This window comes from Methylocystis sp. S23 (assembly GCF_054106005.1).
This window is the reverse complement of record NZ_CM134185.1, coordinates 2,210,663-2,228,661: the sequence shown is the minus strand read 5'-3', so window position 1 is coordinate 2,228,661 and position 17,999 is coordinate 2,210,663. Positions and strand designations below refer to the sequence as shown.

The following is a 17,999-nucleotide window of genomic DNA, read 5'->3' as shown; positions in this document are numbered from 1 at the left end:
CATGCGCCTGCCGAGCTTCACGACCCGTTCGATCGCGACGCGCCTTTTTTTGACGGCGGCGGCGCTGAGCGCGATCGTCCTGCTCGTCGCGAGCGCGTTTTTCACCGCCTATTACCGCAAGGAAGCGGAAGAGATTTTCGAGCGGCGACTCGACGTCTATCTGCGCGCCATCGTCGCGGACGTTTCAGAATCAGGCCAGGAGGGCCGCACCGGACCGGGTCAGCTCGGCGATCCGCAATTCGAGCTGCCGGGCTCCGGCTGGTATTGGCAGATCACACGGATGGACGACGCCGCGCATGACATCAAGGCGTCGCGCTCACTCTTCGCCGAACGTCTTCCCAAGCTTTCGGATCTCGGCGTGCCGGCCGGGATCGGCGGCTCGCGGCGCGGCTACGCCGTCGGCCCCGACGGCCGCCGGCTGCGCATCGTGGAGCGGGTGATCGACGTCGGCGACACGGGGATTTATCTCGTTCAGGTCGCGGCGAGCACGGAGGAGATGGAAGAGCACATCGCGCGCTTCCGCTTCGAGCTGATCGTCGCCTTCGCGGCGCTCGCCATCGCGCTCGCCATCGTCGCCGCCTTCCAGGTGCGCTTCGGCCTGCGCCCCCTGCGGCAGCTCCAGGATGAGCTCGTGTCCATCCGTCGCGGCGCGCGCGATCGGATCGGCGGCGCCTATCCGAGCGAAATCGCGCCGCTCGCGGACGAACTCAATCTCCTGATCGGGGCCAATCGCGACATTCTGGAGCGCGCGCGCACGCAGGTCGGCAATCTCGCCCACGCGCTGAAGACGCCGCTGAGCGTCATGGTGAACGAAGCGGGCGCGGCGCCCTCGCCGCTCGCCGATAAGGTGAGCGAACAGGCGCGCATCATGCGCGACCAGATTTCCTTCTATCTCGACCGCGCCCGCGCGGCGGCGCGCGGCGGCGCGCTGGGGGCGGCGACGCCCGTCGCGCCCTGCGTCGAGGGATTGCTGCGCGCCTTCACCAAGATTTATGGCGACCGCGGCGTGGCCTTTTCGAGCGAAATGGGGCAAGAAGCCCGCTTCCTCGGCGAGAGGCAGGACCTCGAGGAGATGATCGGCAATCTCCTCGACAATGCCGGGAAATGGGCCAACGCCGGGGTTTCGATCGCCGTCCGCGTCGAATCGTCCGCCGGCGGCGCGGGCCGCAGCGCGCTCATCGTGATCATCGACGACGACGGCCCCGGCCTCGCGCCGCATCTGCGCGCGCAAGCGACGGAGCGCGGGCGCCGGCTGGACGAAACCAAGCCGGGCTCGGGACTTGGCCTCTCCATCGTCGCCGATCTCGCCGCAGCCTATGGCGGCGCGCTGGAACTGGACGACAGTCCCGCCGGCGGCCTGCGGGCCGCGTTGCGGCTGCCTGGATTTTGACAGCCGCGCCCCGATCCTGCATGAGGGGGCCGATTGGGAGATTTCGGGAGAAAGGATTTGTCGACGATGCGCGCGAAAGCGACCTTAGCGATGAGCCTCCTTTTTTCGGCTTCCGGCCTCGGCGCCTGCAGCTCGACCTCCGAGCCGCCGGCAGCGGCCGCCGCGCCGGCCGTCGTGGCCCCGCCGCCGCCCGCGCCCGGCGTGATCGGCGGCGCCTTCGGCCTGTCGCTCACCGAAAAGGACCGCGCCGCGGCGATCGCCGCGCAGCAGGAGGCCGTCTCCTCCGGCGCGCGCAAAAGCTGGCGCGGCGAGAAGGGCTCCTACGGCTTCGTGACGCCCAGCGCGGAGAACGGCCCATGCCGCGATTATACGCATAAGATCTTCGTCAACGGCCGCCCCCAGGAAGCGAAGGGTCAGGCCTGCCGCGAGAATGGCGAGTGGCGGATCGCAAGTTGAAGCGACAGGCGACGGCGGGACGCCCGGGATGAAGCCGCTCATCGCCTTCGCCTTGCTGGCGACGATCCTCGCCGCCGGAACAGCTTTTCTCTTCGTGGCGCGGGACGAAGCGCCCGAGGCCCTGGTTCGGGCTGAACTGGCGGGAGCCAAATTCGCGTATGCGCGCGCTTATGCGCGGGACGACGCGACCGGCGCCGGCGGCTTGGCCGACCGGCTGAGCTTCATCGTCTCCTATCCGGGCTTCAAGCCGATCGCGGCGAAAGACCGCGCCGCGTTTCCCGCCGTCGCGATGACCCTCACTCCCAAGGACGAGGGGCTCGATCCGAGAGAGCGTCCGGCGAAGCTCTATGCGCGCTTTCTGACTCCCGAAACGCTCGAAGGTCCAAGCGGTCTGGTCCTGCGGCGCTTCGAGCAGGGCTCGCCCTATGATTTGGAGGACCTGCTTGTCGCGCCGCCGGACGGCCGGGACTTTTTCGCGCGCTGCCCGAAGTCGGAAGCCGGCGCGACCGGCGAGGCTTGCATATCGATGTTTCGCGAAGGCGGACTCGATGTCGAATTGCGCTATCCGCCCGCGCTGCTCGAGCATTGGGAAACGCTTTACGCCGGCGCGCATGCGCTGATCGCGAAAATGACGGCGACGCGCGCGCTCAGGAAGAAGCGCTGATCACTCTTCTTCGAGATCGAAATCCAGGATCGCGATCTGCAAGGTGAAGCTCGAGAGCTTGGCGTCGTCGGCGGAAATGACACCGAGAAACTCGCCGTCGGCGTTGAGCTCGACAGAGTCGACCTTGCGGCCGCGCGCGACGATCGTCAGCTTGTCGTTCTCGAAGAGCTTGCGCAAATAGGATTGCAGCACCTCGCGCCCGACCGGAATCTTCATCTCGAAGGCGAATGAGCGATCCCCGTCCTCGTCGTCGACAGAGATCGTCGCGATCTTGCGCTCGCCAAGATGCACCGAGGCGTTCTCGACATTCTTCGGATCGAGAGCGACGCGAATGTCGTCATTGCCGAAGGAGCGGCGCAGGAACGCCTGCAGCTTTCGCAATTCGCCTTTATCCACGCCCACCTCCGAGAGACGCCTATTTTTGCAGTCCTGTGACACGAAGCCAAGCGACGGGCAAGATGGATGCGCTTAAAAAGAAGCGTCCGGCGAGGCTTCGCCGGACGCACGCAAATCTGATCAATTCCGGCTTATTCGCCGGCTTCCTTGAGGCGCTTGTTGCAGGCGCTCCAATATTTCGGCCAGGTCAGCTTCTTGTCGGCCTTGAGCAGCTCGGCCTTCTTCTCCTTCCACTCGGCGGCGCATTTTTTCTGACGCGCCTGAGTGAGGGCCTTCGAGTCGGCGGCGGGCTTGGCGGCCTCGGCGGGCTTCGCCGGCTCGGCGGGCTTGGCGGTTTCCGCGGGCTTGGCGGGCTCCGGCGCGGCGGTCTCGGCGGGCTTTGCCGATTCGGCGGGCTCGGCGGGCTTGGCCGTCTCGGCGGGGGCCGGGGCTGCTTCGGCCGGCTTCGCCGGCTCGGCGAGGCTCGCGCGGCAATCCTTCAAAAAGTCCTGCCAGCTCTGGCCGGCGAGTTCATTGGCGGCCTTCTTGGCCTGATAACGAGATCCGCATTCCTTCAGCACATTGGCCTGGGCGAAGGCTTCGCCCGAAACGGCCACGCCGAGGCCCATGACGACAAGGCCTGCCGCAGCGCGGGAAACAACGAGACGGATCACCATATAAATCTCCCCTTATGGAAGCCGCGTGGACTTTCGGCAGCGACTTTCGACGGCGCATAAGCACAGGGCGCGCCATATGGCTGCGGCAACGTGTCTGCGGCGGCGCAACGATAGTCCCAACGAGGTTGTGAACGCAATCTGAACGCGCGATAAGGCCCAAACGTCATCGCCGCGCCGCAACCATGGAGAAGCACCGCTTGCCGCCCGCCCGCGAACAACCCAAGAGCTGGGGGGATTGCGTTATCGAGCGCGAGGACGGCCTTCCGCGCTGCCCCTGGCCGGGGCGCGACCCGCTCTACGTCGCCTATCACGATACGGAATGGGGAAGGCCGGAGCGCGATTCGCGCGCGCTGTTCGAGAAACTAATCCTCGACGGCTTCCAGGCCGGCCTGTCCTGGATCACCATTCTCCGCAAAAGGGAAGCGTTCCGGGCCGCCTTCGCCGGCTTCGATCCGGCCGAGATGGCCTGTTTCGACGATCGGCGCTTGCACGAATTGATGCAAAACGGCGGCATCGTGCGCAACCGCGCCAAAATCGAAGGCGCCGTCTTCTCCGCGCGGGCCTGGCTGGAGATCGAGGCGGCGCAAGGCTTCTCCAATTATCTATGGGGCTTCGTCGACGGGGAGCCGATCGACAACCTGCCGAGGCGGATCGCCGACATTCCGACGCAGTCCGCCATTTCCGAACGCCTTTCCAAGGATTTGAAGGCGAAGGGCTTCAAATTCTGCGGCCCGACCATTGTTTACGCCTTCATGCAGGCGGTCGGGATGGTGAACGACCATCTGATCGATTGCCATGTGCGGACGAAGGTCTGAGAGCCGAGAACCGAGATGGCCGACGCTCCCGCCGAAAAGCCCGCCGCCAGGAAGCGCGCCGCCAAGGACGCCCCGCCCCGGGCGTGGCAAAGGATGTTGTCCGGCCGGCGGCTCGACCTCCTCGATCCCTCTCCGCTCGACATAGAGATAGAAGACATCGCCCACGGCCTCGCCCGCGTCGCCCGCTGGAACGGCCAGACGATCGGGCCGCACATCTTCTCCGTCGCCCAGCACAGCCTGCTCGTCGAGAGGATCGCGGCGGAGATGGAGCCTGCGATCGGCCGGGCGGAGCGGCTCTTCATGCTGCTGCACGACGCCCCGGAATATGTGATCGGAGACATGATCTCCCCCTTCAAGGCGGTGATTGGCGACGCCTATAAAGCCGTGGAAAGCCGTATCCTGGGAGCCATATTGCTACGTTTCTCCCTGCCGGCGACGCCCGCGCCCGCCATGGCCAGGCTGGCGAAACAGGCCGATCGGGCGGCGGCTTTTTTCGAGGCCGTGTCGCTTGCCGGCTTTACACGGAGCGAGGCGGAGCGCATCTTCGGCCGTCCTGCGATCTCGCCGCAGGCGCTGACGGACGAGATCGCGCCCGCCGCCGTCGAGGAGACACAGGCGCGGTTCCTGGCCCGCTTTCATGAGATCGACCGCTTTTAGCGGAAGACCGAGAGGGTTCCGATGTCGAACGGGCGACTTTACGTCTGTTCCATGACGAAGGTGGTGGACACCGTGCGAGCGAGCGGCGCGCGCTCGCTCGTTACGATTCTGACCGCCGGAGCCTCGCTGGTGCGTCCCTGCGAGATCGCCCGCGAGCGTCATTTGCGCATCGCCGTATCCGACATAGAGGCGCCGACGGACGGTCACGTCCTGCCGGGCGAGGAGCATGTCGACCGGCTGCTCTCCTTCATCGAGGAATGGGACCAGGCGGATCCCCTGGTCATTCATTGTTATGCGGGCGTGAGCCGCTCGCCCGCCGCGGCCTATGTCGCGGCCTGCGCGCTCGCGCCGCATCGCTGCGAATTCGAGCTCGCCCAGGAATTGCGCCGCATCTCGCCGACCGCCACTCCCAACCGGCGCCTTGTCGCGCTGGCGGACCGACGCCTCGGCCGGGAGGGCCGGATGGTCGCGGCCATCGCCGCCATCGGCCGCGGAACCGACTGCTTCGAGGGGGCGCCCTTCGCGCTCGAACTCGCCTGACCGCGACGCTCGTGGAGCCAGCCAGTCAGACGATGTCGCCGCCGGTCGAGATCGGCCTTACCGCGGCGATCGTCGCCGTCCGCGAGGACGAGCCGCTGATCCTGACGACGCGCGCCGACGACGCCGTCGCCGCCCTGCCCTCGGGCCCGTTCGACCCGGTCCGCCACCGCACTTTCGAGATCGGCCTGCGCGCCTGGGTCTCGGAGCAGACCGGCGCGCCGCTCGGCTATGTCGAGCAGCTCTACACATTCGGCGATCGGGGCCGCCACGCCCGCGCCGGCGACCGTGATCCACATGTGGTCTCGGTCGGCTATCTCGCCCTGACGCGCATCGGCGACGAAAGCCACCGCCCCGCCATCGGCGCATGGCGCAGTTGGCATGATTTCTTCCCCTGGGAGGATTGGCGCAAGGGCCGGCCCGACATCATCGAGACGACGATCGCGCCGGGACTCGCCGCCTGGGTGCAGGAAGCGCCCGACGCCGTTTCCTCCGCAGGACTTTCGCGCCGGCAGCGCGTGGACCTCCTTTTCGGGGCGCGTGGCTTCAATGAGGAAAACGTCCTCGAAAAATACGAGCTTCTTTACGAAGCCGGCCTTCTGGAGGAGGCGCTGCGCGACGGCAGGGAGGCGGCGGCGAAGCGCGGCCGGCTCGATCCGCTGGGCGTCCCCATGCGGCACGACCACCGCCGCATATTGGCCACGGCCATGGGCCGGCTGCGCGCCAAAATGAAGTATCGGCCGGTGATCTTCGAGTTGATGCCGGCGGCCTTCACCCTTACGGAACTTCAACGGACAGTCGAGGCGATCGCCGGCCGCCACCTCCACAAGCAGAACTTCCGCCGTTTGGTCGAAACTTCTGCGATTGTGGAGCCGACCGGCGAGATGTCGTTGAGGACAGGCGGACGCCCGGCCGCCTTATTCCATTTTCGCCGCAATGTTCTGCAAGAACGGCCTTCGCCGGGCCTCCGCGTGGGCATAAAGAGCTGATTCCGCTCTTTAAGATTTGTTCACCACGACATGGTGAAACATTCGTTCACCGCGCGTTGCGTCCGAATAGCGTAGAGGTGCGTCTTGGGCTATCTTTCGCCGCCGCCGGCTCCGGCGCCCGTCATCGTCTATAAGGACGTGGGCGGGCTGGTCACCGACTATGAAGCCGCGACCGAACAATATCGCCGCGAAAATCGCGAGGTCCGCCTGCATGAATGCCGCTCGGCCTGCACGCTCGCGCTGAGCCTGCCCAATGTCTGCGTCTATCCCGACGCGCAGGTGAAGTTTCATCAAGCGTATAACGCCGTCACCAGGGAGGTCGACCTCGGGATCTCGACCAAGCTCTTCGCCTCCTATCCGGCGGCCGTGCAGGCGAGGCTCGGCTATCTGACGCGCGAATATCGGATTTTGAGCGGCCGCGAATTGATCGCGCTCGGCATGCGCAATTGCGATGGCGACAATCCGGTGCTGATCGCGAGCCACAAGCAACGGCAGGCGCCGCCGACGGCGATCGCCAGCGCCAGCCCGCCCCCCGCCGCGGCCGCCGCTTCCGGCTCCTGGAGCGACATCGCCCGCAAGGTCCAGACCGCCGTCGCCGGCGCCTTTTCCAGCTCCGAGGAGCAGCCGAGAGGCTCGATCCGCGTGGCCGTGGCGGACCGCTCGCGCCTTTCGGACCCGCGCGTCACCTCGGACGCCGTTGCGCGCTCCGAACCGACGATCGGCCTGCCGCGCGCGAACGTGGCGGACGTGCCCCTCCCGCCCCGACGCCCGCCCTCCGAGGCGTTTTCCGCGAGCGACGCGGCGCCGGGTATCGCGATGATCCCGGGCGCGCAGCCGATCCTGAGCGCGAGATTCGTCCACGCCGAAACGCGCTGACGGCTCCCGCCCGGTCAGGCCCAGGGCTATTTTTCGCCACGATGTTACCCTAACCCTCAGGGCGCGAGGGGAAGTTCAGGCTGGCGGGCCAGCCTTTGGAGGTCAGCGGACATAAATCTGTCGCAGATTGCTTCTTCCCTGCGCCGACGCAACGGCTGACGCCGCAAAATATCGTGCTTCCCGCGCAAGGGGGGCGTCCCCGAGCGGGTTCTCCGCCGGCTCGAGGGCAAGGGATGGAGCAAAGTCTCGGACTCGCCTCGTAAGACGGCTCCGAGCCAGACGGGGAAGCGATCCTCTTGACGACGCCTCGCGACAGCGACCAACGCAAATCCGCCTCGCCGCTCTCGCTCGCATCGGGCTTTTTCGCCATCTGCTTAGCGTTCCTGACGCCCAGCGTCACGGAAACCGCCATCGCCAATGGCGACACGCGCACCATCTACCTGCACCATGCGCATACCGGCGAGGACATCGCCGCGACCTATCTCGTCAACGGCCAATATGACAGCCGCGTCCTCCAGCAGTTGAACTGGTTCCTGCGCGATTGGCGGCGCGACGAACCCACCAATATGGACCCCCGCCTCTTCGACGTGGTCTGGGAGGCCTATCGCGCCGCCGGCGCGGGCAACCAGGTCGTCAACGTCGTCTCCGCCTATCGCTCGCCGGAAACGAACGCCATGCTCCGCGCCCGGTCGCGCGCCGTGGCGAAATACTCCCAGCACATGCTCGGCAAGGCGATGGACACGACCATGCCCGGCATGCCGATGTCCAATATTCGCGAGATCGGCATGCGCATGCAGCGCGGCGGCGTCGGCTACTATCCGAACGCCAATACCCCTTTCGTCCATCTCGACGTCGGCAATGTGCGCTCCTGGCCGCGCATGAGCTACGAGCAGCTCGTTCGGCTCTTCCCCGACGGCAAGACCGTCCATCTGCCGACGAACGGCCAGCCGCTGCCGGGCTATGAGGAGGCGAGAGCAGAGATCGAGGCGCGCGGCAACGGCGCCTATGTGACCGCGCCCCGCCGGACTTTCGGCGGCTTCTTCGCCGCGCTCTTCGGCATGGGCGGCGGAGAGGACGAGGACGCCGAGATGGCGGCGCCGCCGCCCAGCACCCGCAAGCAATGGGCGGCGCTGGCGCCACGCAATGCGCGCCAGGCGCAGGTCGATTACGAAGGCGGCGCCGAGGAAGGCGCGACGGTCGAACAGCCCACGAGCCGGCGCGCCCGCAACCAGATCGCCCGCGCCGAGGCCGACCTTCCCCGCGGCGAGACCGCGATGACGGCGACGGGCGCCGTCGCCGTCTCGCCGCCCTCCGCCCGCGGGCCGCAGACGGCCGCCCCGCCTGTGGACGACGGCGCCGAGGTGCCGCAGGAGGAAGGCAGGCGGCCAAAATACGCCCGCGTGCCCCTGCCCCCGCCGGGACGCCCGGCTTCTCTCGAAAAGCCCACGCCGATCGACGAAAAGCCCGTCGAAACCGCGAGCGCCGAGCCCGGCGCCGCCCAGGATCCGCGCGCTTCCGCCGACGCCCAGGACAGCGGCGCGGAGGAGGCTGACGCGCCCCGCCGCTTTGTCAAGGCGCCCACGCCGCCGCGCAGGCCCTCGTCGCTGGTCGCCGCCGCCATCCCGGAGCCGGAGGCCCCGACGCCCCCCGAACGGCCGCAAACCGGCGCCGCCTCTCATGCGATCGCTCATATGGTCAGCCCGCCCGAGGAACAGCAGGGCAAGGACGACGCCGCGCTCGCTTATGCGCCGCATGGCGGGGTTCGGACCGCGGCGCCGCAGCCGGACGAGGACGAGTCCAAGCCGGCTCGGAAGGCCGACCTGGTGCCGGCCCGTCTCGACCGCTCCAATTTCAATACGCTGACCGGAACGACGCCGGCCGCCCGCGCCTCGGCTCGGTCCGTCCTCGGCGCGCCGATCACGGCCGTACGCTCGGCCGCGCGCGCCGCCGAGCCGAGCGTGCTGCTGCCGCCGGCTCGGCCGGCCAATCTCGCGGGCTTCGCCGCGCCGGCCGCGCCGCCGGCCGATAAATTCGCCCCCGGCGGCGCGCGTTTGCGCCAGAAGACCGACGCCGATCAGAAGAAGTAAGCGTTGACGCGGGGGAACAAGCGGGGGCGATCGCCTTCTTTGGCGCGCCGCGCGCGAAATCACGTTACGAGACTTGTCTTCTTGGACCTGCTAGGCCATTGTTCGAAAAGAACGAATTCGCTAATTGACGCCTAGGATCCCGCCAACCGGCGGAGCGCTCCGGACCGCTGTTCGGGCGTGTGATGGCCAATGTGGTGAGATGGCTCGTCCCAGATGCAAACATCGCGCGGCCGCTCTCGCCGAGCTCGCCGCATTTAAAGAAAATCACCCAGGCGAGCCGGTACCGGCGTCTCTTTTGACCTATTCCGACGAGCTCGGCGTTCGCCGCTACACTATTTCCGGACACGACACGCGGAAGTCGAGCCGGCGCGCCTCCGAAAGATATGCGGCCTTCATGACCCGCGCGCGCCGGAACGAAACGCGCCTGCAACTCGCCCTCAACGCGGGCAATATGGTCTGCTTCGACTGGGACATCGTCGAGGACAGGGTGCGCCGCTTCGATCCGGACAAGCTGGAGCTCGCCGATAGCGGCGCCCACGGTCATTTCGAAGCGGTGCTTAAAGCGGTCCATCATGACGACCGGGAGAAATTCCGGGCCGATATCGAGGAAGCCCTGGCGGACCCTGAGGGACGCTTCGAAAGCGAAATCCGCGTCATTAATTCCGATGGATCGACAGCCTGGTATTGCGAGCGAGGACGCGTGGAGCGCGATTCGCGAGGACGGCCGATGCGGATGATCGGAGTCGCGGTCGACGTCACCGCCCAGAAGCTGGCCGGAAAGATCTTGCGCCGCGGAGGTTAGGCTATCTCGAGTCGTCGATCTTCCGGTCACGAGAAACGACCCCGACGCCGGATGTAAGCGCGGGGCGTTTTGTTTTTCTTCCTCAGCACATGCTGTCGAAGCGCCGCCATGTAAAGGTCGGGCAAGCCATTGGAGTGAAAAATGACTGAGACTGTTAGAGATAGCAACGGAACGGAATTGAAGGACGGCGATTCCGTGACGCTGATAAAAGACCTGAAGGTGAAGGGGACTTCCACGGTCCTAAAGCGCGGAACGTTGATTAAGAATATCCGCCTGACCAGCGATCCAGCAGAGGTCGAATGCCGCGCTGACAAGATCAAGGACCTTGTCTTGAGGACGGAGTTCCTCAAGAAAGCGTGAGGATCCCCTCCCTCGAAATAAGCAACGCCCCACCGTGGATGTAACGGCGGGGCGGAATTTTAGCTTTCGATCGCCGGCTTGATGCGCCGTCTCGACCGACGCCCTCCACCGGCCCCGCCAAGGCCTCCATTATGGGCCGTCTGCGGCCGGCGCGTCACAGCATCGGGGCGGCGCTTCCGGGTCGATCCCAAGCGGCGCGCTCTACCTCCGCCTAATTCAGCAGGTTGACGAAGCCCCATGTGCTGAGAAAGATCAGAACGACAAGCGCCACTCCAATCGAGACAAACAGGACTTGCCTGCGATGCCCAAGGTTTTGCATGGCCCACCTTCGAGGAATTGGCGGCTTTCGGAATCTTCATTTGTGTTTATGCGGCGCAATCGCCAAGTCGCGAACGCTGCGCGCGCTCACGGACATCCACGTGAGTTTGCCGGCCTGATTGAGTTTCCGTCGCCCCGCCGGTAGCATCGACGCCGGTGCGGAGGGGGCGATCTCCGAGACGAAAAATGGAAATCTCACTGGAACAGGCCGTCGAGATACATGCCCGAGCGCTCAGGAAGCGGCATAAACGTCGCGCCCCAGCCGTTGCGCGAGAGCATGCAGAGTCGCTGAGATATTCGAACGATCTGGAGGGCCACGCCGTTTGGCTTCGTGTTGCCGACGTTGCCGAGCGCCTCTTGAACGACGTCCCAGAGCCGGAAAATCACGTCTCCATACTTTACCCGCGCTGATTCAAGTCGCAGCGGCGGGCGCCCGAGCGACATCCGGCCGAACTGGCCGCAGCGTCGGCCGAGCGGGATGGAAAGCGAGGGCGTTCAGGCCCTTCCCATGTCGCATTCTTGTTGCGCGGAGTCGCCAAGCTCTTTGGAGTTCGCTTGATCGCAATAGAAGGCGCGTGAATATTGGCCATATGCGGCCTGCCCAATTCCAGAAAGTGTAAGGAAAACAAAGTGGTGGGGGAAGTAGGACTCGAACCTACGAAGGCTTAGCCAGCGGATTTACAGTCCGCCCCCTTTGCCGCTCGGGACATTCCCCCATCCGTCTCGCAATTTGCGCGAGAGCTGGCGCGCCGTCGGCGGCCAATCGGTAGCGGCATATGCGTTGCTCGCGCCGCCCCTGTCAACCTCAATTTCGGCCGTTCAGCCCTTCGCTCGAACGCGCTCGCCGAGCTTGGCCGTGAGGCGGCGCAAGGCCGGCGATCTGTCCTCGCGATCGAGCATGACCTGGATCAGCGACCAGCCGGACTCATTGGCGCGCGCCTTGGCCAGAGCGGCCGCCATCTCCCGCTCGGTGGCGACCTTGACGCCCAACCCGCCGCCGATCACCCGCGCCAGCTCCGCATATTCCCAGCGCTTAACGTCGTTGAAAGCGCCGTCGAGCATTGGCCGCTCCGTGCCGTAGCCGTCATTGTCGAAAAGGATGACGATCGGGTTCATCGCGAATCGGGCGGCGGTGGAAATCTCCATCCCCGTCATCTGAAAGGCGCCGTCCCCGACGAGCACGAGCGGCCTGAGCCGCGGCGCGGCGGCCTTGGCCCCGATCGACGCCGGAACCGCGAAGCCGAGCGACGTGTAATAGGCGGACGCCATGAAATGCGCCCCGTCGCTGATGAAAAGATCGGAGGCGCCGAGCAGCGCGTCGCCCGGATCGGCGATGACGATCATGTCGCGTTCCAGAAAGGCGTTGATCTGCCGGAACAGCGCGTCAACCGTCATCTTCCGGTCGCCCGGCTCGAAGCGCCCCGGATGCGCCGGATGCCGATAGGGCGCGACGGCGCGCTTTCGCCAGCCTTGCGCGGCGAGCGCCGCGATGAAGTCCTCCATGCGCACGTCGTCATAGGCGTGCAGCCCGATCGCCACACGGTCCTTGGCGGCGTAGATGGCGAAACGGCGGTCAATATTGGCGGTATAGATGCCGAGATTGATGTCGGTCATCATCGCGCCGAGCAGAACGAGGCAATCGCTGCGCTCGACATAATCACGCAGCTCCTCCCGCCCCATCGCTCCCTCATAGACGCCCATATAGGCGGGGTGCGACTCCGGAAAGACCGACTTGCCCATGATGGTCGCGGCGACCGGAAAGCCCGTGCGCTCCACGAGCGCGGCGAGATGCGCCTGCAGGCGGAAGCGATGCAGCTCCTCGCCGGCGAGAATGACGGGATGCTTGGCCTGCCCCATTTTTTCGACGGCCTCAGCGACAGCGCAAGCGAGCGCTTCGGCGTCGCTCGTCTCCGGCGGCAGCGGACGCGGCGCGGCGGACGCGATCGGCGCGAGCGTCATATCGCGCGGCAGCTCGATATAGACCGGCCGGCTGTGGCGTCGCGCGAGCGCGATCATGCGGTCGATCTCGCTCGCGGCCGTCGCGGGATCGTCGAGCACGGTCGCGCCGACGGTGAGCTCGCGGAAGACCTTGAGCTGCGTATCGAAGTCCCGGACGCGGTGATGCAGCAGCGGATTGCGCTGCTGCTCGCGCGCGCCGGGGGCGCCGCTGACAAGGATGACGGGAGACCGCTCGGCATAGGCCTGAGCGATGGCGTTCGCCGCCTTCAGCCCGCCGACGCAATAAGTGAGCGCGACGACGCCGAGGCCGTTGAGGCGCGCATAGGCGTCGGCCGCGAAGCCGGCGCCCTGCTCGTCGCAGGCGTTGACGACCTTGAGCTGACTCTTTTCCAGCAAGGAGAAGAAGGCGAGGCAATAGTCGCCGGGCACGCCGAACACATGGCCGACGCCCTCCTCGCCAATGCGCCTGATAAGATAGTCGCCGATGCTTTCGGTCATGGATCCCCGTCTCCAGATCGCGCCGCCGCGCCAATGCAAGGTCCGCGGTGGAACATCCGATTGCAAGACGACGTTTTTTGCAAGGTGACGATCCTTGCAGGGGGCGGAGATACATGACGGCGCAGTCGAGGGTAACGGCGGATCGCGCGATTGACGTCTTCTCCCTCCACCAATTGCAGCCCGCTTTCCATGATCTCGAAGCGCCGCGCCTTTATGAAGAAGCCCTGAGGCGCAAGGAAGGGCTGATCGCGCGCAGCGGCGCGCTCATTGTCGAAACGGCGCCGCATACCGGGCGGTCGCCCGCCGACAAATTCATCGTGCGCGACGCGCTCACCGACGAAGCCGTCTGGTGGGACAATAATCAGTCCATGTCGCCCGAACATTTTTCCCGTCTTTACGCGGATATGGCGGCGCATGCGCGCGGCCTCGACATTTTCGCGCAAAATTTGCAGGCCTGCGCGGATCCCAGGCGGCGCCTCGACATTCGCGTCTACAGCGAATTCGCCTGGCACGCGCTTTTCATCCGCAATCTGCTGATCCGGCCCCTTGCGCCGAGTGCGCGGGCGCCGGACCTCACCATCCTCGCTCTGCCTTCCTTCCGCGCCGATCCCGAGCGCCATGGATGCCGGTCGCAAACCGTCATCGCGCTCGACTTCACGCGCCGCGTTGCGCTCATCGGCGGCACGCGCTACGCCGGCGAGATCAAGAAGGCGGTTTTCACCTTCCTGAATTTCCTGATGCCTGCAAAGGGCGTGCTGCCGATGCATTGCGCCGCGAATGATCACGCGAGCGGCGCGGCGGTCTTCTTCGGCCTCTCCGGCACGGGGAAAACCACGCTTTCCGCCGACGCCGGGCGCATGCTCATCGGCGATGACGAACATGGCTGGGACGAGAACGGCGTCTTCAATTTCGAAGGCGGCTGCTACGCCAAGGCGATCCGATTGTCGGCCGAGCACGAGCCGGAGATTCACGCCGCGTCCAACCGCTTCGGGGTCGTGCTCGAAAATGTCGGCTTCGATCCCGCGACGCGGCGCGTCGATTTCGACGACGACTCAAGGACGGAGAATACGCGCATCGCCTATCCGCTCGATTTCATCTCGAACGCGTCGACGGAAGGCCGCGCGAGCCATCCCCGAAACATCGTCATGCTGACCTGCGACGCTTTCGGCGTGCTGCCGCCGATCGCGAGGCTCGATCCGGCGCAGGCCATGTATCATTTCCTCTCCGGCTACACCGCGCGCGTCGCGGGGACCGAGAACGGCGTGCGCGCGCCGCAGGCCGTCTTCTCCACCTGCTTCGGCGCGCCCTTCATGCCCCGGCGCCCTTCGGAATATGGCCATTTGCTGCGCGAGCGCATCGGCGCGCACGGCGCCGATTGCTGGCTCGTCAATACGGGATGGACGGGCGGCTCCTATGGCGAAGGGAGCCGCATGCCGATTCATGTGACGCGCGCGCTGCTGCGCGCCGCGCTCGATGGATCGCTCGCCCGGGCCGGCTATCGCCGCGATCCTTTCTTAGGCTTCGAGACCCCGCTCGCGGCGCCCGGCGTCGAGCCGGGCATGCTCGACCCCGCCGCCACCTGGTCCTCGCCCGCGCGCTACGCCGACGCCGCGGCGCGCCTCGTCGATATGTTCCGCGAAAATTTCCGCGCTTTCGCGCCCTCCGTCGATAAGGACGTGCGGGACGCGGGGCCGCGCCATTCGGACGCGGCCTAAGCTAGGCCGATTCGAGCTTCGCCGGCTGCAGCGCCGGAACCGAAAGATTTGCGCCCGCCGCGGCGATCAGCGCGTCGAAGAGCGCCGTCGCCGTCGGATCCGCGCCGGGCGGATCGCGCATCATCCGGAAGGTCGAAATGACGATATGGCCCTCGCCATAATTGCGCTCGACCGCAAGACCGACAGGCTTGTGAATCCACCCCACGGCCAGGGCCGCGTGCACGCGCGCATGGAAGTCGAGCAGATTGCAGCCCGAGATCACATGGGTCGGAATCACGCGGTCGAAGGTCTGGTCGATCATCGGCCCGCCCGGCAGGGCGCGGAAGGGGCCGCGCCGACGCAGCCAGGCGAAGGACGAAGCCCAATCGCCGCGCCACAGCGTGCCGTCCCGCGCGAGCACTTTCACATTCTGCCAATGCGGAAAGAAAGGCGTCAGAGTCCCTTCCTCGTCCGGCAGCAGAACCGCGCGTCCGCCGCCGCGCACATAGGCGGCAAGATCGGGCGTGTTGCGCAGCGCGATGACGATATCCGCCTCGCGAATGCTCGCCGCAAGGCGATAGCCGAGCGCCTGAAGGCGCACGCGCACATCCGGCTCGGGCGACCAAACCGCATAACCGGCGCATTGCGAACGCGCCGGGTGAATCGCGAATTCGATCTCGTTGCGCGCGAGGACGCGGCCGTCGGCCGCGCGCAGATGGAAGGAGATCCGCCGCATGGACGGCCGATCGACCTCCGGCAATTGCAGCGGCGTGACTCCGAGATCCGCGACCGAGCCCGCCTCAATGCGCGGCGTCGGCATCGTCTGCGGCCAATCCGACAGGATTTCGAGCGCGCCCGCCTCCAGCGCCTCGCCGCCGCCATGGGCGATGCGCAGCGGGAGCTGCAGCGTCTCGCCCGACCAGTAGGACGCGCGTTCGAGACGCGGCGCGATTACGGTGTCGGCGTTGATCGTGCGAAAGACGTCGTGAAAGGCGCGCGGATTGGACCGCATGTCGAGAAGGCCGTTCGACTCCCAATGGCAGTCGGTCAGCTCGGTGACGACATAGCCTGCAATCTCGCCGCGCCGGCGCATCGCCTCGATCTCATATTTCAGCGCGCGAAACTGCTGCCACTGCGTGGCCTCGACGAAACCCTCGAAGCTGCCGAAGACGCGGTCGAGACTCCAGTCGTGGAAACGATTCTGCACGCCATGCGGATACATGACGCCTTCGCCCCAGTCATGGCCCGTCTCGAACCACCAGGGCTCGCGGCCATTCGCGTCTTTGAGCTTCTCGGGATCGGGCAGGCCCCAATTGCCGAACTCCGAGCACAGCAAGGGCTCCTCGCCCGTCGTCACCGCGTCGCCCTCCGGGCTGAACAGCCAGTCGCCGCGATCGGCCAGCGCATCGACGAAACGATCCCAATCAAGCCGGCTGTCCGGAATAGCCGCGTAGAAATGATAATCCGCGAGATCGCTCTGCACATGGAAGCTCGGCGCGAGCGGCGAATTATCGACGACGAGGCGCGTCGGATCATAGGCCTTGAGCCATAGATAGAGTCGACGCAGCCAGGCGCGGTGCTTGGCGTCGTGCACGAGATCGACGCCCCAATTCTCGTTGATGAGCGTCCAGCAGAAAATCGACGGATGATTGCCATCGCGGTCGATGATGCCCTTGAGAGTCGTCTCCTTGCGCTCGCGCGAGCGCTCCGTCGAATAGCCGCCATTCGGCAGCTCCGCCCAGATCAGCAGGCCCAGCCGATCCGCGGCGTCGTAGTAGCGCGGGTCCGGCGCCTTGATGTGGCAGCGCAACGCGTTGAGTCCGAGCGCCTTCGCCTTGCGGAAGCGGTCCTCGATGAATTCGAGCGTGGGCGGCGTGCAGATCGTGTCGGGATAGTAGTCCTGATCCAGCGCCGCGCGCAGATAGAAGGGCTTTCCGTTGAGATAGAGCTTGCCGTCGCGCGTCTCGATCTTGCGGAATCCGAAATTCGTCTCGCCTTCGTCGACGATCTCGCCGTCGCGCATCAGCGTCACGCGTAGCGAATAGAGATTGGGCGCGTCGGGCGACCAGGCCTGCGGCTCGGCGACATGCGCGCGCAAGGTCGCATGTTCCGCGCCGACGGCGAGCTCCGCTTGCGCCACGGCGACGCGCGCGCCCTGCGCGCACAGCACTTCGACGACGGCCTCGGTGCGACCGCAGAACGCACGCTCGAATTTCAACTGCGCCGAGACGTCGCCGCTATCGAGATCCGCGCCGATGCGCAGCCCCGTCAGGCGGTCGGCGGCATTGCGCTCAAGATAGACCGACTGCCAGACGCCAGAGAGCGGACCGTACCAGCTCTGCTTGCCGAACGGCATTTCGGCGAAGGGCGTGTGCGGAAATTCCGAAGGATCGTCCGTCGGACTTTCGACGCGAACCTCGATCTCCGCGCGTCCGCCCGCGAGGCGGTCGGTCACGTCGAAATGAAACGGCAGAAAGCCGCCGACATGGCTGCCGACCAAGGCGCCATTCACGAAGACATGCGCTATATGAAAGACGGCGCCGAAATGGAGGAAGACGCGGCGCTCCAGCCAGTCGGCGGGCACGTCGACGCTCCGGCGATAGAGCGCGACCCCGCCTCGCATGCTCAGATCAGGAAACTGAGCCTGCCAGGGACTCGGAACATCGACGCTCCTCTTCCCGGCGAACGCCGACGCGCCATTGCCGAGATATTGGAACTCCCACACGCCATCGAGGCTGATACGCGCTTTCGTCACCGACGTCGTCCCCGGCCGGAAATCCGGCCCGCTTCACAGGGTCGAAATGAAGATGATGCTGGATAACGAATATTGCGATCCGTGCGACAT

At 66.1% G+C, this 17,999-nt stretch carries 17 protein-coding genes and 1 tRNA gene; 12 read left to right on the top strand and 6 right to left on the bottom strand.

Annotated features, from left to right (window positions below; all coding sequences use genetic code 11):
• Window position 1: 1 nt before the first annotated feature.
• The 3 genes from ACV7JP_RS10980 to ACV7JP_RS10970 all read left to right on the top strand — a co-directional run bounded on the left by ACV7JP_RS10980 (window position 2) and on the right by ACV7JP_RS10970 (window position 2,510).
• Window positions 2–1,390: an ATP-binding protein gene (locus tag ACV7JP_RS10980; RefSeq protein ID WP_457795721.1), complete on the top strand. Its 1,389-nt coding sequence runs from the start codon at window positions 2–4 to the stop codon at window positions 1,388–1,390.
• Between the two features lie 90 nt (window positions 1,391–1,480).
• Window positions 1,481–1,846: a hypothetical protein gene (locus tag ACV7JP_RS10975; protein ID WP_457795720.1), complete on the top strand. Its 366-nt coding sequence runs from the start codon at window positions 1,481–1,483 to the stop codon at window positions 1,844–1,846.
• Window positions 1,847–1,874: 28 nt separating this feature from the next.
• A complete protein-coding gene (locus tag ACV7JP_RS10970) occupies window positions 1,875–2,510 on the top strand; it encodes a hypothetical protein (RefSeq protein ID WP_457795719.1) in 636 nt (211 codons plus the stop codon).
• Here ACV7JP_RS10970 and ACV7JP_RS10965 read toward each other — a convergent pair whose 3' ends face one another.
• On the bottom strand, window positions 2,511–2,906 hold the full coding sequence (locus tag ACV7JP_RS10965) for a DUF3126 family protein (protein WP_457795718.1): 396 nt from the start codon (window positions 2,904–2,906) through the stop codon (window positions 2,511–2,513).
• A 131-nt stretch (window positions 2,907–3,037) separates the two neighbouring features.
• On the bottom strand, window positions 3,038–3,562 hold the full coding sequence (locus ACV7JP_RS10960; RefSeq protein WP_457795717.1) for a hypothetical protein: 525 nt from the start codon (window positions 3,560–3,562) through the stop codon (window positions 3,038–3,040).
• A 182-nt stretch (window positions 3,563–3,744) separates the two neighbouring features.
• Between ACV7JP_RS10960 and ACV7JP_RS10955 the strand changes: the two genes are divergently transcribed.
• The 8 genes from ACV7JP_RS10955 (at window position 3,745) to ACV7JP_RS10920 (ending at window position 10,685) form a co-directional block, all read left to right on the top strand.
• A complete protein-coding gene (locus tag ACV7JP_RS10955) occupies window positions 3,745–4,377 on the top strand; it encodes a DNA-3-methyladenine glycosylase I (protein ID WP_457795716.1) in 633 nt (210 codons plus the stop codon).
• A 15-nt stretch (window positions 4,378–4,392) separates the two neighbouring features.
• On the top strand, window positions 4,393–5,034 hold the full coding sequence (locus ACV7JP_RS10950) for a hydrolase (protein ID WP_457795715.1): 642 nt from the start codon (window positions 4,393–4,395) through the stop codon (window positions 5,032–5,034).
• 21 nt (window positions 5,035–5,055) lie between these two features.
• Window positions 5,056–5,574 carry a tyrosine phosphatase family protein gene (locus ACV7JP_RS10945; protein WP_457795714.1) on the top strand — a complete coding sequence of 173 codons (519 nt, stop codon included), beginning with the start codon at window positions 5,056–5,058 and terminating at the stop codon, window positions 5,572–5,574.
• 32 nt (window positions 5,575–5,606) lie between these two features.
• Window positions 5,607–6,560 carry an NUDIX hydrolase gene (locus ACV7JP_RS10940; protein WP_457799070.1) on the top strand — a complete coding sequence of 318 codons (954 nt, stop codon included), beginning with the start codon at window positions 5,607–5,609 and terminating at the stop codon, window positions 6,558–6,560.
• Between the two features lie 84 nt (window positions 6,561–6,644).
• On the top strand, window positions 6,645–7,436 hold the full coding sequence (locus ACV7JP_RS10935) for a hypothetical protein (protein WP_457795713.1): 792 nt from the start codon (window positions 6,645–6,647) through the stop codon (window positions 7,434–7,436).
• Window positions 7,437–7,732: 296 nt separating this feature from the next.
• Complete coding sequence (locus ACV7JP_RS10930; protein WP_457795712.1) at window positions 7,733–9,523, top strand: DUF882 domain-containing protein; 1,791 nt, start codon at window positions 7,733–7,735, stop codon at window positions 9,521–9,523.
• A 199-nt stretch (window positions 9,524–9,722) separates the two neighbouring features.
• Entirely contained in the window at window positions 9,723–10,325 is a 603-nt protein-coding gene (locus ACV7JP_RS10925) for a PAS domain-containing protein (protein WP_457795711.1), read from the top strand.
• Between the two features lie 141 nt (window positions 10,326–10,466).
• Window positions 10,467–10,685 carry an alkylphosphonate utilization protein gene (locus ACV7JP_RS10920; RefSeq protein ID WP_457795710.1) on the top strand — a complete coding sequence of 73 codons (219 nt, stop codon included), beginning with the start codon at window positions 10,467–10,469 and terminating at the stop codon, window positions 10,683–10,685.
• 513 nt (window positions 10,686–11,198) lie between these two features.
• On the opposite strand, the gene ACV7JP_RS10915 is transcribed toward ACV7JP_RS10920, so the two are convergent.
• The 3 genes from ACV7JP_RS10915 to ACV7JP_RS10905 all read right to left on the bottom strand — a co-directional run bounded on the left by ACV7JP_RS10915 (window position 11,199) and on the right by ACV7JP_RS10905 (window position 13,460).
• Window positions 11,199–11,390, bottom strand: a complete 192-nt coding sequence (locus ACV7JP_RS10915; RefSeq protein WP_457795708.1) for a hypothetical protein — start codon at window positions 11,388–11,390, stop codon at window positions 11,199–11,201.
• A gap of 244 nt (window positions 11,391–11,634) precedes the next feature.
• A tRNA-Tyr gene (locus tag ACV7JP_RS10910) sits at window positions 11,635–11,719 on the bottom strand.
• 103 nt (window positions 11,720–11,822) lie between these two features.
• Window positions 11,823–13,460, bottom strand: coding sequence for an alpha-keto acid decarboxylase family protein (locus tag ACV7JP_RS10905; protein WP_457795707.1), 1,638 nt, complete (start codon window positions 13,458–13,460; stop codon window positions 11,823–11,825).
• A gap of 113 nt (window positions 13,461–13,573) precedes the next feature.
• Here ACV7JP_RS10905 and ACV7JP_RS10900 point away from each other — a divergent pair, with 113 nt between their 5' ends.
• The gene (locus ACV7JP_RS10900) at window positions 13,574–15,175 is read left to right on the top strand and encodes a phosphoenolpyruvate carboxykinase (RefSeq protein WP_457795705.1); all 1,602 of its coding nucleotides are present in this window, start codon (window positions 13,574–13,576) and stop codon (window positions 15,173–15,175) included.
• Between the two features lies 1 nt (window position 15,176).
• On the opposite strand, the gene ACV7JP_RS10895 is transcribed toward ACV7JP_RS10900, so the two are convergent.
• Window positions 15,177–17,909 (bottom strand): glycoside hydrolase family 2 protein, encoded by a 2,733-nt coding sequence (locus ACV7JP_RS10895; protein WP_457795704.1) that lies wholly within the window; start codon window positions 17,907–17,909, stop codon window positions 15,177–15,179.
• Window positions 17,910–17,999: the final 90 nt, after the last annotated feature.

What these genes read in the sequence shown, in the direction of transcription:
- ACV7JP_RS10980 (WP_457795721.1), top strand. Translation starts at nt 2, where the DNA reads ATGCGCCTGCCGAGCTTCACGACCCGTTCGATCGCGACGCGCCTTTTT.
- ACV7JP_RS10975 (WP_457795720.1), top strand. Translation starts at nt 1,481, where the DNA reads ATGAGCCTCCTTTTTTCGGCTTCCGGCCTCGGCGCCTGCAGCTCGACC.
- ACV7JP_RS10970 (WP_457795719.1), top strand. Translation starts at nt 1,875, where the DNA reads ATGAAGCCGCTCATCGCCTTCGCCTTGCTGGCGACGATCCTCGCCGCC.
- ACV7JP_RS10960 (WP_457795717.1), bottom strand. Translation starts at nt 3,562, where the DNA reads ATGGTGATCCGTCTCGTTGTTTCCCGCGCTGCGGCAGGCCTTGTCGTC.
- ACV7JP_RS10955 (WP_457795716.1), top strand. Translation starts at nt 3,745, where the DNA reads ATGGAGAAGCACCGCTTGCCGCCCGCCCGCGAACAACCCAAGAGCTGG.
- ACV7JP_RS10950 (WP_457795715.1), top strand. Translation starts at nt 4,393, where the DNA reads ATGGCCGACGCTCCCGCCGAAAAGCCCGCCGCCAGGAAGCGCGCCGCC.
- ACV7JP_RS10945 (WP_457795714.1), top strand. Translation starts at nt 5,056, where the DNA reads ATGTCGAACGGGCGACTTTACGTCTGTTCCATGACGAAGGTGGTGGAC.
- ACV7JP_RS10940 (WP_457799070.1), top strand. Translation starts at nt 5,607, where the DNA reads ATGTCGCCGCCGGTCGAGATCGGCCTTACCGCGGCGATCGTCGCCGTC.
- ACV7JP_RS10925 (WP_457795711.1), top strand. Translation starts at nt 9,723, where the DNA reads ATGGCTCGTCCCAGATGCAAACATCGCGCGGCCGCTCTCGCCGAGCTC.
- ACV7JP_RS10920 (WP_457795710.1), top strand. Translation starts at nt 10,467, where the DNA reads ATGACTGAGACTGTTAGAGATAGCAACGGAACGGAATTGAAGGACGGC.
- ACV7JP_RS10905 (WP_457795707.1), bottom strand. Translation starts at nt 13,460, where the DNA reads ATGACCGAAAGCATCGGCGACTATCTTATCAGGCGCATTGGCGAGGAG.
- ACV7JP_RS10900 (WP_457795705.1), top strand. Translation starts at nt 13,574, where the DNA reads ATGACGGCGCAGTCGAGGGTAACGGCGGATCGCGCGATTGACGTCTTC.